Origin of the sequence: Roseomonas sp. 18066 (genome assembly GCF_902706185.1) — a bacterium.
In the GTDB taxonomy this organism is placed as follows: Bacteria; Pseudomonadota; Alphaproteobacteria; order Acetobacterales; family Acetobacteraceae; genus Pseudoroseomonas.
Genome location: NZ_CACSJM010000149.1, coordinates 1 through 14,089 on the forward strand (window position 1 = coordinate 1; position 14,089 = coordinate 14,089).

15 protein-coding genes are annotated in these 14,089 nt (G+C 72.9%); 8 read left to right on the forward strand and 7 right to left on the reverse strand.

What is annotated here, in order from left to right; genetic code table 11:
• The 4 genes from GVN67_RS23550 to GVN67_RS23565 all read left to right on the forward strand — a co-directional run.
• A partial coding sequence (locus tag GVN67_RS23550) for an MFS transporter (RefSeq protein WP_159999769.1) occupies nucleotides 1-718 on the forward strand: 718 nt, incomplete at its 5' end.
• Entirely contained in the window at nucleotides 715-1,611 is an 897-nt protein-coding gene (locus tag GVN67_RS23555) for a 2-dehydropantoate 2-reductase (RefSeq protein ID WP_159999770.1), read from the forward strand. The genes GVN67_RS23550 and GVN67_RS23555, both read left to right, overlap by 4 nt.
• An 86-nt stretch (nucleotides 1,612-1,697) precedes the next feature.
• Nucleotides 1,698-2,024: a hypothetical protein gene (locus GVN67_RS23560; RefSeq protein WP_159999771.1), complete on the forward strand. Its 327-nt coding sequence runs from the start codon at nucleotides 1,698-1,700 to the stop codon at nucleotides 2,022-2,024.
• Entirely contained in the window at nucleotides 2,017-2,592 is a 576-nt protein-coding gene (locus GVN67_RS23565) for a hypothetical protein (protein ID WP_159999772.1), read from the forward strand. The genes GVN67_RS23560 and GVN67_RS23565 overlap by 8 nt, the downstream gene beginning before the upstream one ends.
• A 68-nt stretch (nucleotides 2,593-2,660) precedes the next feature.
• Here GVN67_RS23565 and GVN67_RS23570 read toward each other — a convergent pair whose 3' ends face one another.
• Nucleotides 2,661-4,088, reverse strand: a complete 1,428-nt coding sequence (locus GVN67_RS23570; RefSeq protein WP_159999773.1) for an MFS transporter — start codon at nucleotides 4,086-4,088, stop codon at nucleotides 2,661-2,663.
• Nucleotides 4,089-4,403: 315 nt separating this feature from the next.
• Between GVN67_RS23570 and GVN67_RS23575 the strand changes: the two genes are divergently transcribed.
• The 3 genes from GVN67_RS23575 to GVN67_RS23585 all read left to right on the forward strand — a co-directional run bounded on the left by GVN67_RS23575 (nucleotide 4,404) and on the right by GVN67_RS23585 (nucleotide 8,549).
• The gene (locus GVN67_RS23575) at nucleotides 4,404-5,378 is read left to right on the forward strand and encodes a tripartite tricarboxylate transporter substrate binding protein (protein WP_159999774.1); all 975 of its coding nucleotides are present in this window, start codon (nucleotides 4,404-4,406) and stop codon (nucleotides 5,376-5,378) included.
• An 18-nt stretch (nucleotides 5,379-5,396) separates the two neighbouring features.
• Nucleotides 5,397-7,139 (forward strand): gamma-glutamyltransferase family protein, encoded by a 1,743-nt coding sequence (locus GVN67_RS23580; protein ID WP_159999775.1) that lies wholly within the window; start codon nucleotides 5,397-5,399, stop codon nucleotides 7,137-7,139.
• 240 nt (nucleotides 7,140-7,379) lie between these two features.
• On the forward strand, nucleotides 7,380-8,549 hold the full coding sequence (locus GVN67_RS23585; RefSeq protein WP_159999776.1) for a diguanylate cyclase: 1,170 nt from the start codon (nucleotides 7,380-7,382) through the stop codon (nucleotides 8,547-8,549).
• Nucleotides 8,550-8,648: 99 nt separating this feature from the next.
• On the opposite strand, the gene GVN67_RS23590 is transcribed toward GVN67_RS23585, so the two are convergent.
• From GVN67_RS23590 to GVN67_RS23615, 6 genes are all read right to left on the reverse strand, one after another.
• A complete protein-coding gene (locus tag GVN67_RS23590; RefSeq protein WP_159999777.1) occupies nucleotides 8,649-9,107 on the reverse strand; it encodes a hypothetical protein in 459 nt (152 codons plus the stop codon).
• A gap of 99 nt (nucleotides 9,108-9,206) precedes the next feature.
• Nucleotides 9,207-10,103, reverse strand: a complete 897-nt coding sequence (locus GVN67_RS23595) for an amidohydrolase (RefSeq protein WP_200845375.1) — start codon at nucleotides 10,101-10,103, stop codon at nucleotides 9,207-9,209.
• 211 nt (nucleotides 10,104-10,314) lie between these two features.
• On the reverse strand, nucleotides 10,315-10,761 hold the full coding sequence (locus GVN67_RS23600) for a GNAT family N-acetyltransferase (protein WP_159999779.1): 447 nt from the start codon (nucleotides 10,759-10,761) through the stop codon (nucleotides 10,315-10,317).
• 4 nt (nucleotides 10,762-10,765) lie between these two features.
• Nucleotides 10,766-11,107, reverse strand: a complete 342-nt coding sequence (locus GVN67_RS23605; protein WP_159999780.1) for a hypothetical protein — start codon at nucleotides 11,105-11,107, stop codon at nucleotides 10,766-10,768.
• An 86-nt stretch (nucleotides 11,108-11,193) separates the two neighbouring features.
• The gene (locus GVN67_RS23610) at nucleotides 11,194-12,147 is read right to left on the reverse strand and encodes a hydroxyacid dehydrogenase (protein ID WP_159999781.1); all 954 of its coding nucleotides are present in this window, start codon (nucleotides 12,145-12,147) and stop codon (nucleotides 11,194-11,196) included.
• A 4-nt stretch (nucleotides 12,148-12,151) separates the two neighbouring features.
• The gene (locus GVN67_RS23615) at nucleotides 12,152-13,129 is read right to left on the reverse strand and encodes a tripartite tricarboxylate transporter substrate binding protein (RefSeq protein ID WP_159999782.1); all 978 of its coding nucleotides are present in this window, start codon (nucleotides 13,127-13,129) and stop codon (nucleotides 12,152-12,154) included.
• Nucleotides 13,130-13,246: 117 nt separating this feature from the next.
• Here GVN67_RS23615 and GVN67_RS23620 point away from each other — a divergent pair.
• Nucleotides 13,247-14,089 (forward strand): LysR family transcriptional regulator (locus tag GVN67_RS23620; RefSeq protein ID WP_159999783.1); only part of this gene is annotated, 843 nt, incomplete at its 3' end.

The window sequence follows — 14,089 nt, forward strand, 5'->3', positions numbered from 1 at the left end:
GGGGTGGCGGGCGGTGCTGTGGTCGCTCTGCGGCCTCGGCGTGCTGAACGCCCTGCTGGCCTGGCGCTGGATCCCGGCGGGTGTGGCGCCCTCCAGCCAGCAGGATAGCGGCCAGGTGCTGCGCAGCTATCTGCGGCTGCTGCGCTCGCCGGCTTTTTTGGGATATGCGCTGGGCGGGGGGTGCGCCACGACCTCGATGTACGCCTTCATCGCCGCGGCGCCCTTCATCATCACCGGGGAGCTCGGCCGGTCGTCGGGCGAGGTCGGCGTTTATCTGGCCATCGTCGTCTTCGGCATCTGGCTGGGCAGCGCCTGCGCCAGCCGGCTGGCGCGGCGGGTGCGGCTGGCGTCGCTGATGGTGCGCGGCAACCTGGTCAGCCTGTTCGGCGCTTCTCTGTTCCTTGGCGCGGTGCTCAGCGGAAATCTCGGGGTGGCGATCACCGTGGTCAGCATGGCGCTGTTCACCTTCGGCGCCGGCATGGCGGGGCCGCCGGCGCTGGCCGAGGCGCTCAGCGTCAATCCGAAGGTGGCGGGCTCGGCCAGCGGCCTCTACGGCTTCGCGCAGATGGGCATCGGCGCCATCTGCACCGCGCTGTCGGGCGCCAGCCACGAGCATGCGCTGACCGTCGGCATCATCCTGGTCAGCGCCGGCGTGCTGAGCCAGCTTGGCTTCTTCATGGCGCTGCGCGCGCCGCGTCTGGCAGGATCGGCGGCATGAAGCGACAGAGCGTGGCGGTGATCGGCCTGGGCGGCATCGGCGGCAGCCTCGCCGCGGCGCTGCAGGCGGCGGGGCGGCACGATGTGCTGTGCTGCGCCCGGCGGCCGCTGCAGCGGCTGGTGCTGGACCACCCGGAGGGGCAGGTCGATGTCGCCGTGCGCGCCGCGACCGGGCCCGAGGGGCTGGCGCCGGTCGACTGGGTCCTGCTCTGCACCAAGGCGCAGGATTGCGCGGCGGCCGCCCCCTGGCTGCGCGCGCTCTGCGGCCCCGACACGCGGGTCGCGGTGCTGCAGAACGGCATCGGCCATGCGGCGCGGCTGGACGGTCTGGTGGCGGCGGCGCGCGTCGTCCCTGGCGTCGTCTATTTTAACGGCGAGCGGCTGGCGGAGGGGCATCTCCGCCTGCGCCGCGTCACCGAATGCGACATCGCCGTGCCCGACGACGCCGCGGGCCGCGACTTTGCTGGCCTGTTGTCCGGCAGCCTGGTCGGCGCGCATCCGGCGCCCGATTTCGTCACCCGCGCCTGGCGCAAGCTGCTGATCAACATCGTCGCCAATCCGCTGACCGCCATCACCCGGCAGCGCCAGCATGTGCTGCGGCGCGACGACATCCGCGCCCTCGGCCTCGGCCTGCTGGAGGAGGCGGTGGCCGTCGGCCGCGCCGAGGGCGCGGTCTTCCCCGACGGCGAGGCGGCGGCGATCTGGGACCTGCTGATGACCTATCCGGCCGAGGCCGGCACCTCGATGTACCACGACACCCTGGCCGGAAGGCCGCTGGAGATCGAGGCGCTGAACGGCACCGTGGTCGCCGCCGCCGAGCGGCACGGCATCGCGGCGCCGCAGAACCGCATGCTGCTGACGCTGCTGCGCGCGGTGAGCGACGCCCACCGCTGAACCGGTTCCCACGCGGGCTTGCCTGGGGCCGCCGCCTTTTCGCCGCAGTTGCCCGCTGCGCTGGCCCCCGAGACGGGGAGAAAGCCGTGCAGCACAGCAGCATCGCCTGGAAGCAGATCGGCGTCGGATACCTGGTCTGCGGCTGCGTCTTCCTCGGCGCCGTGGCCGGCATCGCCCTGCCGCCGCGGCCGTCGCATGCCAGCGAGAACAGCCTGCTGGGCTTCGCCGTGCTGGTGGTGGCCTGGGCGCTGTGGTGGCTGACGCGCTGGCTGTGGCGGCAGGTCGCGCCCGATGGCCTGCCGGCGTCGTGGCAGGAGCCGGCGAAGACCACCGCGGTGCTGGCGCTGCTGCTCGGTTCCCTGGCCGGCACGGCGCTGCTCGGCGCGCGCTTCTGGCAGATGACCCATGGCTGAGCCCGGCTTCGTCGCCCGCCCGGCGCGGCGCCAGGCGCTGGTGGTGCTGGCGATCCTGATGCCGATCCTGGTCTTCGGCGCCATCGGCCTGCCGCTGCATCCCGAGGCCCCCGCCGTGATGCGCGGCATCGGCCTGCTGATCCTGCTGCCGCTGGCGGCCTGGGCGGTGCAATGCCTGCGCGCCCTGCTCGACCAGCGCCCGCTGATCGCGCTGGATGCCGAGGGGCTGCTGTGGCGCCGCTGGTCGGGGCAGCGCATCCCCTGGTCCGCCTTCGGCCCTTGGCAGGAGAGGGGGATCGGCTTCGGCCCAATGCTGTGCTTCTGGCTGGCCCGCCCCGCGGACCACCCGCCCGGCATGCTCCAGGGCCTGCTGCGCCCGGCCAACCGCTGGCTCGGCTTCGGCGACATCGCGTTGAGCGCCGCCGGCACCGACCGCCGCTTCGAGGAGCTGGCCGCCGCGCTGCGCCGCTTCGCGCCGCCGCCGCCGCTGCCCGCCGATCCGGCCCTGGCGCGGCGGGTGCTGAAGGCACGCGCCCGGCAGGCGCGGCGCGGAGGGGGGCAGGCCTAGAACATGCTGTCTTCGGACAGACGAAGACAGCATGTTCCAAGACTTTGTTTGATCGCGCGATTCAGGCTTCAGTCGGAGAAGATGCGGGCGTCGGGGCCTTCCGGACCCTGCTCGCCTTCTTCCTCGACCCGGCCCAGGAAGCCGGCGGCCGCAGCCAGCAAGGCGAGGATCGTGGCCAGGACCAGCGCCTGCACCGCCCCGCCGCCGCCCAGCCGCGGCAGCATCGCGGCCAGCGCCAGCAGGATGGGCGCGGCCATGCGCGCCACGCCCTCGACCAGCGCCTGCAGGGCGCCGGCGGCCGGCGAGCGCCCGACCGGAGCGCTGCGCAGCAACCGCGTGGTCAGCCCGGCCTCGACCAGGCCGCGGCCCACGGACAGCGCCAGCAGCCCCAGCAGCAGCAGCCCGGCCGCCTGGCCCGGCGGCAGCGCGGCGAACAGCGTGTAGCCCGCCGCCAGCAGCAGCGCCCCCAGCGACACCAGCGGCGCGCCCGGGCGGCGGTCCAGCAGCCAGCCGGCCGCCAGCGCCGCCAGCCCGACCAGCAGCCCGGCGAGGCTGACCGGCACGCCCAGGGCGCCGGGGCCGAGACGCCAGCCCTGCATGACGTGGATGATCAGCACCAGCTCGGCCAGCGACAGCGCCGCCGCCGCCAGCAGCCGCGCCAGCAGCGCGCCGCGGAAACGCGGCCGGGCCAGCAGGTCGCCGGGCAGCAGCGGCGCCTCGCGCCCACGCTGCTGCCAGATCCACAGGCCCAGCAGCACCAGCCCGACCACCAGCAGCACGCCGAGCGCCAGATTGCGCAGCACGAACAGGCCGGGAATGCCGATCAGCAGCAGCGCCAGGGTGGCGACGGCCAGCAGCATGCCCAGCGGGTCGAACCGCCCCGGCAGTTTTCTGTCCCTTGGCGCACGAGCGGAGAGGGTCCAGGCCAGCAGCAGCGGCGGCGCCAGGACGCCGGCGACGAAGGCGATGGCGGGCGGCTGCAGCGGGCCCAGCGCGATCCAGGACAGCGCGATCCAGGCCAGCGAGGGCAGGTAGAGCGCCAGCGTCACCGCCAGCCCCGCGGCGCCGACCGCCAGCCCGATCCGCGCCGCCGGCACGCTCAGCCGCAGCAGCGACAGGCTGGCCGGCAGCAGCAGGGCGGTCGCCGCGCCGAGCAGGAAGCGCAGCGCCAGCATCGGCCAATAGCCCAGCGGCAGGCTGGCCAGCAGCGCCAGGCCCAGCACCGCCAGCAGCCCGATGCGGAAGGCGCCGCGCGGCCCGGCCAGCGGCACCAGCGAGGCCATCGGCAGCAGCCCCAGCACCAGCCCGACCAGCTGCGCCGTGAGCAGCCAGCCGACAGCGCTGCTGGGCAACGCCAATTGGCTGTGCAGCATCGGCAGGATCGCCGAGCCGAGGCTGGCCGAGAGCGCCACCAGCGCCATGCCGGTGATGGCGGCGGCCGGCAGGCGCAGCGGGGCGCCTTGCGCATCGGGGTCGGCAGACAGGGCGTAGGACACGCGGCCTCCGGTCAGGGTTGCGGCTCCGCTCTGGCCGCGGCGGCGACGGGCGGCAAGCGAGCTTCCGGTGAGCGGCGGTCACATCGGCGTCGGCTTTTTGTCCGGAATGGGACCAATAACTGTTGGTTTTATTGCCGGGCAGATCTCCCTGCGGCGCGTTTCCGTTCCGTGAAATTAAAAGGGATTTCGCGCATGACTTAAAAGTTGTCTTTCCCCGGCATCGCCATAAGCTGGCCGGGAAGGGGCGTTCCAGCGCGCTCCGCGAGGAACCGGTTGCAGAATTGCCCCGCCGCGGGGCCAGCCCGGAGAGATTCCATGACCGCCTGCTTCCCGCGTCGCGCGCTGCCCGGCCTCGGCCTGGCGGCCGCCCTGCCATGGCCCGCCCTGGCGCAGTCGCGGCTGCTGACCGTGGTGGTGCCCTATGGCGCCGGCTCGACCAACGACATTCTGGCCCGCCTGCTGGCCGAGGCCTGGAGCGGCCGGCTGGGCAGCCCCGTGGTGATCGACAACCGCGCCGGCGCCGGCGGCACGCTGGGCATCGGCCAGGTCGCCCGCGCGACGCCGGATGGCGAGACCATCGCGCTGGTCTCGGTCAGCTCGATCCCGATCAACCGCGCGCTGTACCGCAAGCTGCCCTTCGACCCGGCGGCCGACCTCGAGATCATCGCGGTGACCAACGCCACGCCGAACGTGCTGGTGGTCAGCGCGAAATCCGGCCTCGACGACCTGGCCGCGCTGCTGGCCCGGGCCAAGGCGGCGGCGCAGCCGATCCGCAGCTTCGCCCCCGGCAATGGCACGGCGCAGCACATGGCCTGCGTGCTGCTGGCGCGCGAGGCCGGCTTCGCGCTGGAGAACGTGCCCTATCGCGGCTTCGCCGAGGGCATCACCGGGCTGCTGGCCGGCGAGGCCGAATTCGGCTTCGCCTCGGCGCCGTCGGTGGCCGGCATGCTGCGCGACGGGCAGCTGAAGGCGCTGGGCATCACCGGCCCGCGCGAGACGCCGCTGGTGCCCGGCATCCCGACCCTGGTCGCCCAAGGCTTTTCCCCCTTCACCGACATCGACGGCTGGTACGGGCTGGCGGCGCCGAAGGGGGTGCCGGCCGCCCGGATGGACCGGCTGCGCAGCACCCTGCGCGCGACGCTGGAAGACCCCGCGGTGATCGCCCGCCTGGCCCGCGCCGGCTTCGACGCCGTGCCGGCGATGACGCTGGAACAGACAGGGGCGTTCTTGCAGCGGCAGGTCGGGTTCTGGGCCGAGCTCGCCGAGCGCTCCGGCGCCTCGGTCGACTGAGAGACAAGGAACAAAAAAATGCCGATCCATCCGGTCAGCGGCAGCGCCATGCCGATGCAGCCCATGGTCACCGGCCGCCGCTGGATGGTCTCCGCCGGGCATTGGCTGGCCGCCGAGGCGGGGGCCGCCATGCTGGCCGCCGGCGGCAATGCGGTGGATGCGGCGGTCGCCGCCGGCATCACGCTCGGCGTGGTGCATCCCGACCAGGTGCAGACCACCGGCGTCGCGCCGCTGCTGGTCTATCTGCGCGAGCGCGACGAGGTGGTCAGCATCGCCGGGCTCGGCCACTGGCCGCGCGCCACCCGGCCGGAGGTTTTCTTCGACGACCATGGCGGAAAGATCCCGATCGGGCTGCTGCGCACGGTGGTGCCGGCCGCCCCCGATGCCTGGATCACCGCGCTGCAGCGCTACGGCACCATGCCCTTCCACGAGGTGGTGCAGCCGGCCATCCGCTGCGCCCGCGAGGGCTTCACCGTCCACCACATGATGGCCGAATATATCGGCGCCTTCGCGCATCAGTACCGGATCTGGCCGCAGAACGCGGCGATCTTCCTGCCGGGCGACCGCGTGCCGGAAATCGGCGACCTGTTCGTGCAGACCGACCTGGCCGGGTCGCTGCAGCACATGGCCGACGAGAGCCGCGCCGGCGAGCGGCGCGGCGGCCACCAGGCGGGGCTGGCCGCCGCGCATGACGCCTTCTACCGGGGCGACCTGGCGGCGGCGATGGTGCGCTACCACCGCGAGAATGGCGGCTGGCTCTCCGCCGAGGATCTTTCGGAGTATCGCTCGGAAGTCGAGCCGGCGGTCTCCATCGACTTCAACGGAACGAAGGTTTTCAGCTGCCCGGCCTGGTGCCAGGGGCCGTCGCTGCTGCAGATGCTGGTCATGGCGCGCGGGCTGGACCTGACGGGGATGGGCCATAACAGCCCGGCCTATGTCCATGCGCTGGCCGAGACCATCAAGCTCGCCTTCGCCGACCGCCAGCGCTATTTCGGCGATCCGCGCTTCGTCGATGTGCCCCTGGCCACACTGCTGTCGGAGGCCTATGCCGCCGAGCGCCGCCGCCAGATCGACCCCGACCGCGCCTGGCCGGGCATGCCGCCCGCGGGCGAGATCGCCGGCAGCCGGGCAGGGGAGGCCGCCCTGCCGGAACCCGGTCGCGCGCCGGAGCTGGAGGGCGACACGTCTTACGTCTGCGTCATCGACCGCTGGGGCAATGCGGTCTCGGCGACGCCGAGCGACACCAGCTTCGACACGCCGGTGATCCCGGGCTTGGGCTTCTGCCCGTCCTCGCGCGGCTCGCAATCCTGGGCCGATCCCAAGGCGGCGGCGACCATCGCGCCGATGCGGCGGCCGCGGCTGACGCCCAACCCCTCGATGGCGATCCGGAAGGGCGACTATGTCATGCCCTTCGGCGGCCCGGGCGGCGACCTGCAGCCGCAGGCGATGATGCAGGTCTTCCTGAACCACGCGGTCTTCGGGATGGAGATGCAGCACGCCATCGACGCGCCGCGCTTCGTCACCCATTCCTTCCCGCATACCTTCGAGCCGCATCTCTACCAGCCCGGCAAGCTGGACCTGGAGCAGCGCTACCCCGCCAGCACCGCCGACGCCCTGGCCGCCCGCGGCCACGACGTCTTCTGGCGCCCGCCGGTCAGCACGAACGTCGCCGGGGTCTGCGCCATCCGGTCCGACCTGAAGCGCGGGCTGCTGCAGGGGGGGGCCGATCCGCGGCGGGCGGCGCGGGCGATCGGCTGGTAGTCCTTTTTCGGTCGGGCGGGTCGCGGGGGGCGCGTCCGACCGGGTCGCTCCCTATGGCTTATAATAATGGTTATGTAATTTTAAGCCTGAGCGCAAGCTTGGCCGTACATGAAGCTTCGCCATTTCCTGCAGTCGGCGACAACAATCCGACAAAACATTGCATTCTTCCACACGCCCCCGTGATCCGTGCTAGGAGCGCGCCACCGCCCGCGCATCCCCCGGACCCGACGCCCCGTCGCCATGCTTCTGACCGAGCTTCCTGACCTCAGCACGCTCCGCCTCTGCAGCGTGCTGCTGACCGTGGCCTTCTCCGCCGTCTTCCTGGCGCTGTGGATCGGCCGGCGCGAGGATCGCTACCTGCTGCACTGGTCGGCCAGCGCCGTGGCCTATGGCGTGGTGCTGGCCGGGCTCGAGGCGCTGGGCGACAACGCGGCGCCGGCCACCGAGCCCGCCCTGGCCCCCGTCTGCCTGCTGCTGACCGCGATGATCGCCAGCAACATGCTGCTGGTCAGCGGGCTGCGCCTGTCCGACGGCCGGGCACCCTGGCGCGGCTGGATGCTGCCGGTGCTGCTCTTCGGCGTCACCGCCTGGGCCGCCGAGCTCCTGGCCCCGGCCCTGGGCAGCAGCCTGCCGCCGCTCTCGGCGCGGCGCATCGGCGGCAGCCTGGGGCTGATGGCCAGCGTGGTGGTGATCGGCCTGCTGCTGATGCGCGGCCCGCAAGCCGGCCGCGGCGGCGCCCCCGCCGGCGCCGGCCGGGTCATCGCCGGCTGCGCCATGCTGGGCTATGTGCCCGGCTATCTGATCGCCATGGCGATGGACGCCCGGGCGCTGGAGGCGACCAACTTCGCCGCCCTGGTGCCGATGCTGTCCGACCAGCTGCTGCTGCCGGTGCTCTATCTCGGCCTGCTGGCCATGCCCGGCGAGCGCGCCCGGCACGAGCTGCGCGAGGCGGCGCTGCGCGACCCGCTGACCGGCGCCTGGAACCGCGCCGGGCTGACGGCGCGGCAGGGCGGCTTCCTGGCCCGCGGCGGCACGCTGATCCTGCTCGACATCGATCATTTCAAGGCGGTGAACGACCATCACGGCCATGCCGCCGGCGACGCCGTGCTGGCCGGCTTCGCGCCGCGCATGGCCGCCCTGGCCAATGAGCTGGCCGGCGAGCTGTTCCGCCTGGGCGGCGACGAGTTCCTGGTGGTGCTGCCCGGCGCCGACGAGACCGCGGCGACCGCCCTGGCGCGGCGCATGCGCGATGCCGCCGCCCAGCCCGCCGCCGGCCAGCCGCCCTATACGATCAGCCTCGGGCTGGCCGCGGTGGCCCCCGGCGAGGCCGAGCTGGAAGGCGCGATGGCCCGCGCCGATGCCCTGCTGTATCGCGCCAAGGCGCTGGGGCGCGACCAGGTCGTCGCCTAGAACAAGTTGTCTTTGAAAAGGCGAAGACAACTTGTTCCAGCGCTCTGTTTGATCGTGTGATTCAGGCTCATCGGCGATGCCACCTCACGCCATCACGCCCTAGCCACCGTTGTCGAAGGCGAATTCGTCAGGCCAGGTGACGAACAGCCCGACATCGCCGGGCATGCCGTCCTGCAGGCTGATGATGCGCGCCTGCAGCCCGAAGCCGCCCGGCTTCAGCGTCTGCGACCAATAGGCCTGCAGCGCATGGGCGAAGCCCGGCAGCTGGTCCTCCCAGCCCGGCAGCGCGTGGTTGATGCGCCGCCCGCCATCCGGGCAATAGTCGGAGGGGAAGGCCAGCACCTGCACCTCCCGCTCATGCCGGCCGAAGGCGCGCAGGATGCGGTGCTGGATCTCGGCGGCATCCGCCTCGGTCATGGCGCGGCCGAGGAAGGCGCGGTGCTCGGCGTCGCGCTGCCGCACCGCCTCCTCCTCGGCATGGTGGCTCTGCGCCAGCTCGGCGTCGCGCTTCGCCTTGCGGTTGGCATAGAGGGCGGCGACGGTCAGCGTCTGGGACATGCGGCGGCTCCTGTCGGGCACGGATCCCCCCGAAGGTGGTGCCGAAGCGCGGGCGGAGCAACCCGCCCGCGCTGTCCCGGCCCCGCCGCCCTGGCCGCCTCAGAAGCCGTAGAGGCGGGCCGGGTTGTCGACCAGGATGCGCTGCCGCACCGCCGCCTCCGGCGCCCAGTCGGACAGCAGGTTCAGCACCCGCCCGTCATCCACCGGCACGGGTGCCGCGATGTCGGTGGCCGCCCGGCCGGCCAGCACGGCGCTGTCCGGATGCGGCCAGTCGGTGCCCCAGATGATGCGGTCCGGATTGGCCTCGACCAGCGCGCGGGCCAGCGGCGCCACCTGCGGATAGTCCGGCGCCGCCTCGGACGCGCGATAGGCGCCGGATATCTTCACATAGGCCCGCCCCGAGCGCACCAGCGTCAGCACCGCGGCGAAGCCGGGCTGCTCGACGCCGGCGGCGGCCTGGGCACCCGCAAAGTGGTCGAAGACCACCGGCATCGGCAGGCCGGACAGCCGGTCCTGCAGCGCCTCGATCAACGGCAGGCGGGCATAGACCTGCAGGTGCCAGGGGCGGCCCTGGATCTGCGCCAGCGCCGCCTCCAGCACCTGGCCGGCGCGGCCCGGATCGGTGATGCCGCCGGTCTCCAGATTGACGCGGATGCCGCGGATGCCGGCCTCCTGCATGCGGTCGAGCTCCTGCGCCGTGGTCTGCGGGCCGATCACCGCGACCCCCCTCGCCCGCCGGGCGCCGAGCTGGCGCAGCCCGTCCAGCGTCGCCGCATTGTCGGTGCCATAGACGCTGGGCTGGACGATGACGACGCGGTCGAGATGCAGCGCGCGCTGCAGCGCCAGCAGGTCGTCGGCGGTGGCGATCGGCGGGGTGTAGACCCGGCCGCTCCAGAAGGGGAATTTCTGCGGGTCGGGGAAGACATGGGTGTGGCAGTCGCAGGCGCCGGGCGGCACCTGGAAATTGACGGGGGTGCGCACCGTGGGGGCGGTCATGGGCGCCGCTCCCTGGGCCACGGCCCCGCGCGAGAGCCCGGCGGCGCCCAGCGCCCCGGCCGCGATCAAACCCTGCCTGCGTGTCATCATCGTTGTTCCGGTTCCTCCGAGGGTCCAGGCCCGCGTCGTTGCGCGGGCGGCGCGATACTCTGGTCCCGCTTCGCCCCGCCGGGCAATCCCGCTTCGCCGCCGCGCGCGAAGCCGTGCTCGGCTAATCCAGCCGGCGCGCCATGACGATCGTCCGCTCGGCGCCCTGCACCACCTCGCGCTGCGCCTGGTAGCCGAGGCGCGCATAGAACCCTTCGGCGGTGACCGAGGCGGGGACGCGCAGCGCGGTCTCGCCGGCCGCGCGCGCGGTGTCCTCCAGCATCGCCATCAGCGCGCGGCCGATGCCCTGGCCCTGGCGGTCGGGGGCCACGAAGACGCTGCGCACCACATCGCCTTCCAGCGCCGCGGTGCCGACCACCTGCCCGTCGATCTCGGCCAGGAAGACGCGGCGGCGGGCGATCTGGCCGCGCACCGCCTCGGGCGCGAAGGCGGCGGCCACCGCCTCGATCACCTCGGCCGGATAGTCGCGCGCATTGCTCTGACGCAGCGCCGCCACCACCACCGCGCTGATCGCCGCCGCATCGCGGTCGAGGGCGGCGCGGATCCGCATGGCATCAGGCGCCCAGCGCCCGGCGGCACAGCCGCGCGCCGGCCCACCAGGCCAGGCCCAGCGCCACCAGCCACAGCGCCAGGCTGAGCGGCCAGACATCCTCCACCCGGCCGAGGAAGGGCTTGGCCCCGGCATCGCCCTCGGTGAGGAAGACCGCCAGCAGCACCAGCCCCGCCGGCAGCGCGGCGGCCAGCGCGCCGACCATGGCCTGGTACAGCGCCAGCGGCCGCGACCGGTGGCGCAGCCGCAGCGCCAGGGCCGACAGGCCGCAGAGCCCCGACACGGCCAGCATCGCCACGCCGCTGAGCATCGCGCCCAGGATCACCAGGATACCCGTCAGGTCCATCCGCTGCTTGCCACCCTCCTGCCGCCCCCAGCACGGCGCCGCCCGGCCGCGCTGTCAACGCGGCGGGCGGTCACAAGCTGGCGTGGTCAGGCGCTGACCACGGCCTCCGGCGACAGGGTGCCGGCGAAGAACTGCAGCACATTGTCGGCCGAGGCCAGCGCCATGCGGTGCAGCCCCTCCGCCGTGCTGGCCGCGACATGCGGGGTGACCAGGACATTCTCATAGGAGAGAAAACCCGGGACCGCGCGCATCGGCTCCTCGGCGATGACGTCGATGCCGACGCCGCGGAGATGGCCGCGCGCCAGCGCCCGCTCCAGCGCCGCCTCGTCGACCAGCGTGCCGCGCGCGGCGTTGATCAGCAGCGCGTCGGGCCGCATCTGCGCGAGAAACGCGTCGTCCACCATGTTGCGGGTCGCCGCGTTGGACGGGCAATGCAGCGTGACGATCTCGGCTTCCGCCAGGGCCGCCGCACGGTCGGGCGCCGGCAGGAAGCCCAGGCCCCGGATGGTGTTGGCCGGGATCGCCGGGTCATGCACCAGCACGCGCATGCCGAAGGCGGCGCAGAGCTTGGCCACCCGCGTGCCGATGCGGCCGAAGCCCAGCAGCAGCACGGTCTGGCCGAACAGGTCGCGGGTCGGCGACTGGCCGGGCACCACCCAGGCGCCGGCCCGCACGCTGGCATTGAAGCGGGCGACCTGCCGCGACAGGGAGAGCATCAGCATCAGCGTGTGCTCGGCGACCGACAGCGCGTTCGCCTCGGGCGTGATGGCCAGCGTGATGCCGCGTTCCTGCAGCGCGGGCACGTCGACCGAATCATAGCCGACGCCGTGGCGGACGACGAGGCGAAGGCGCTGCGCCTGGGCCAGCAGCGGCCGGTCGATGGCGGTGCCGCGGACGATGATGGCCTCGGCGCCAGCCAGGTGGCCGGGCAGGTTTTCTGACGTGATGTCGCCGGGGCCGACGAGCTCCACCCCCGGATCGGCGGCGAGCCGCGCCAAGCCATCGGGGTGGATCGGGTTCAGGACAAGGACCTTGCGCATCGGATCAGCCATGGCTCCAGGGGCGGCGGGCGAAAAGCCCCTTCACGGTCTCGGCCTCGGCCAGGACGAATTTCTTGTAGTCATCGCCGACGATGGGACGCAGCGGCAGGTTGAGCGTCTGCGCTTCCGACAGGAATTCCGCATCGGCCAGCAGCTTGCCGAAAGCCGAGACCAGCTGGTCATGGATCGGCTTCGGCAGGCCGGGCGGCGCGATGAAGCCGCGGGCCGAGCCGCCCAGCACATCCATCCCCTGCTCGCGGAAGGTCGCGACATCGGCCATGGCCTGCCAGCGCGCCGGCGCCGCCTGGCCCAGGCAGCGGGTGCGGCCCTCGCGCAGCAGCGCGATGCCCTCGCTGTTGTTGTAGCTGGCGACATCGATCTGCCCGCCCAGCAGGTCGCGGATGCAGGGCGCCGTGCCGTTGTAGGGGGAGTTCAGCGTCTTGACGCCGGTCGCCTCCTCGAAGGCCAGCAGCAGCTGGTGGTCGTCGGAGCCGATGCCGGCGGCCGTGCCGACCGAGACCGCCTCCGGCTTCGCCGCCGCCCGGGCGCGCAGGTCGGCCAGGTCCTTGATCGGCGAATCCGCCCGCACCCAGAAGGCGCCCGGGTCATCGACGGCGTTGGCGATGTAGGCATAGTCGGCGATGGTCCAGCGGACGCGGCGCTCGAGCGGGATCGAGCTCAGCGCCAGGCTGGCGATGGCGCCGAGGGTGAAGCCGTCGGGGCGCGCTGCGAAGATCGCCTCGTTGCCGGTCTGGCCGCCGGCGCCGGCGCGGTTGGTCACCACGAAGCGCGCCTGCGGCAGGTGCTTCGGCAGGTACTTGATCGCCAGCCGCGCCATCAGGTCGATACCGCCGGCCGGCGGATAGGGCACGATCACCTCGATCGGCCGGGCGGCCGGCCAGGCCTCGTCGGCGCGGGACATGGCGGGGGCGGCCAGCGCCCCGGCCAGGGCAGCAGCGCCGAGGCGCCTGCGACTGATCATTTCTTTCCGGTTTCCTCGTTGGGTCTCGTTGGCGGCAATCCTAGCCGCGCTTGCCCTGCTGGAAAGTCATATATATTCATGGAAGACGATAACTTTTTGGCATGAAGCATGGTTTCGTTGCGCCAGGTCGAAGCCTTCCACGCCATCCTGGAGGCCGGCAGCTTCGCCGCCGCGGCCATGGCGCTGGGCACCACCCAGCCGGCCATCTCCAAGCGCATCGTCGAGCTCGAAGCCGATCTCGGCTTCCTGCTCTTTGACCGCAGCGCACGGCCGCCACAGCTGACGCGGCACGGGCATGCCTTGCTGCCGCTCTGCGCCGAGATGCTGGCGCTGCGCACGCGGATGCGGGCGACGCTGGACGATCCGGCCGAATATGCCGGCCAGTTCCGCATCGGCATCACCGAGCTGGTGGCGCTGACCGTGCTGCCGGCGCTGATCGGCCGCATCCGCGCCCGGCTGCCGCGGATCCGCCTGCGCACCGAGGTGAAGCTGGCCGAGGCGCTGCACCAGGACCTGCTGGACGGGCACAGCGACATGGCCATCGCGCCGGGGCCGCCGCCGGGCGGGCTGCTGCATGCGCGGAAGGTGGCCAGCCTGGCGCTGGCCTGGATGGCGGGGGCCTCGCTCGGCGTGCCGCCCGGGCCGCTCTCGGCCGCGGCGCTGGTCCGCTTCCCGCTGCTGGCGCAGACCCAGCGCTCCGGCCTGCAGGCGGTGGTCAATGACTGGCTGCGGGAGAATGGCCAGCGGCCGGAGCTGATCCTGGCCTGCAACAGCCTGACCGCGCTGTCGGGCATGACCATCGCCGGCCTCGGCATCGCGCTGATGCCGCGCAGCCAGTTCCTGCCGAAGGTCGCGACCGGCGAGCTGCGCATCATCGAGACCACGCCGCCGATGCCGCGGCTCGACTACCACGTGCTCTACCCGGCCTCGGGGCTGGAGGCGGTGGCGGGGATCGTGGCC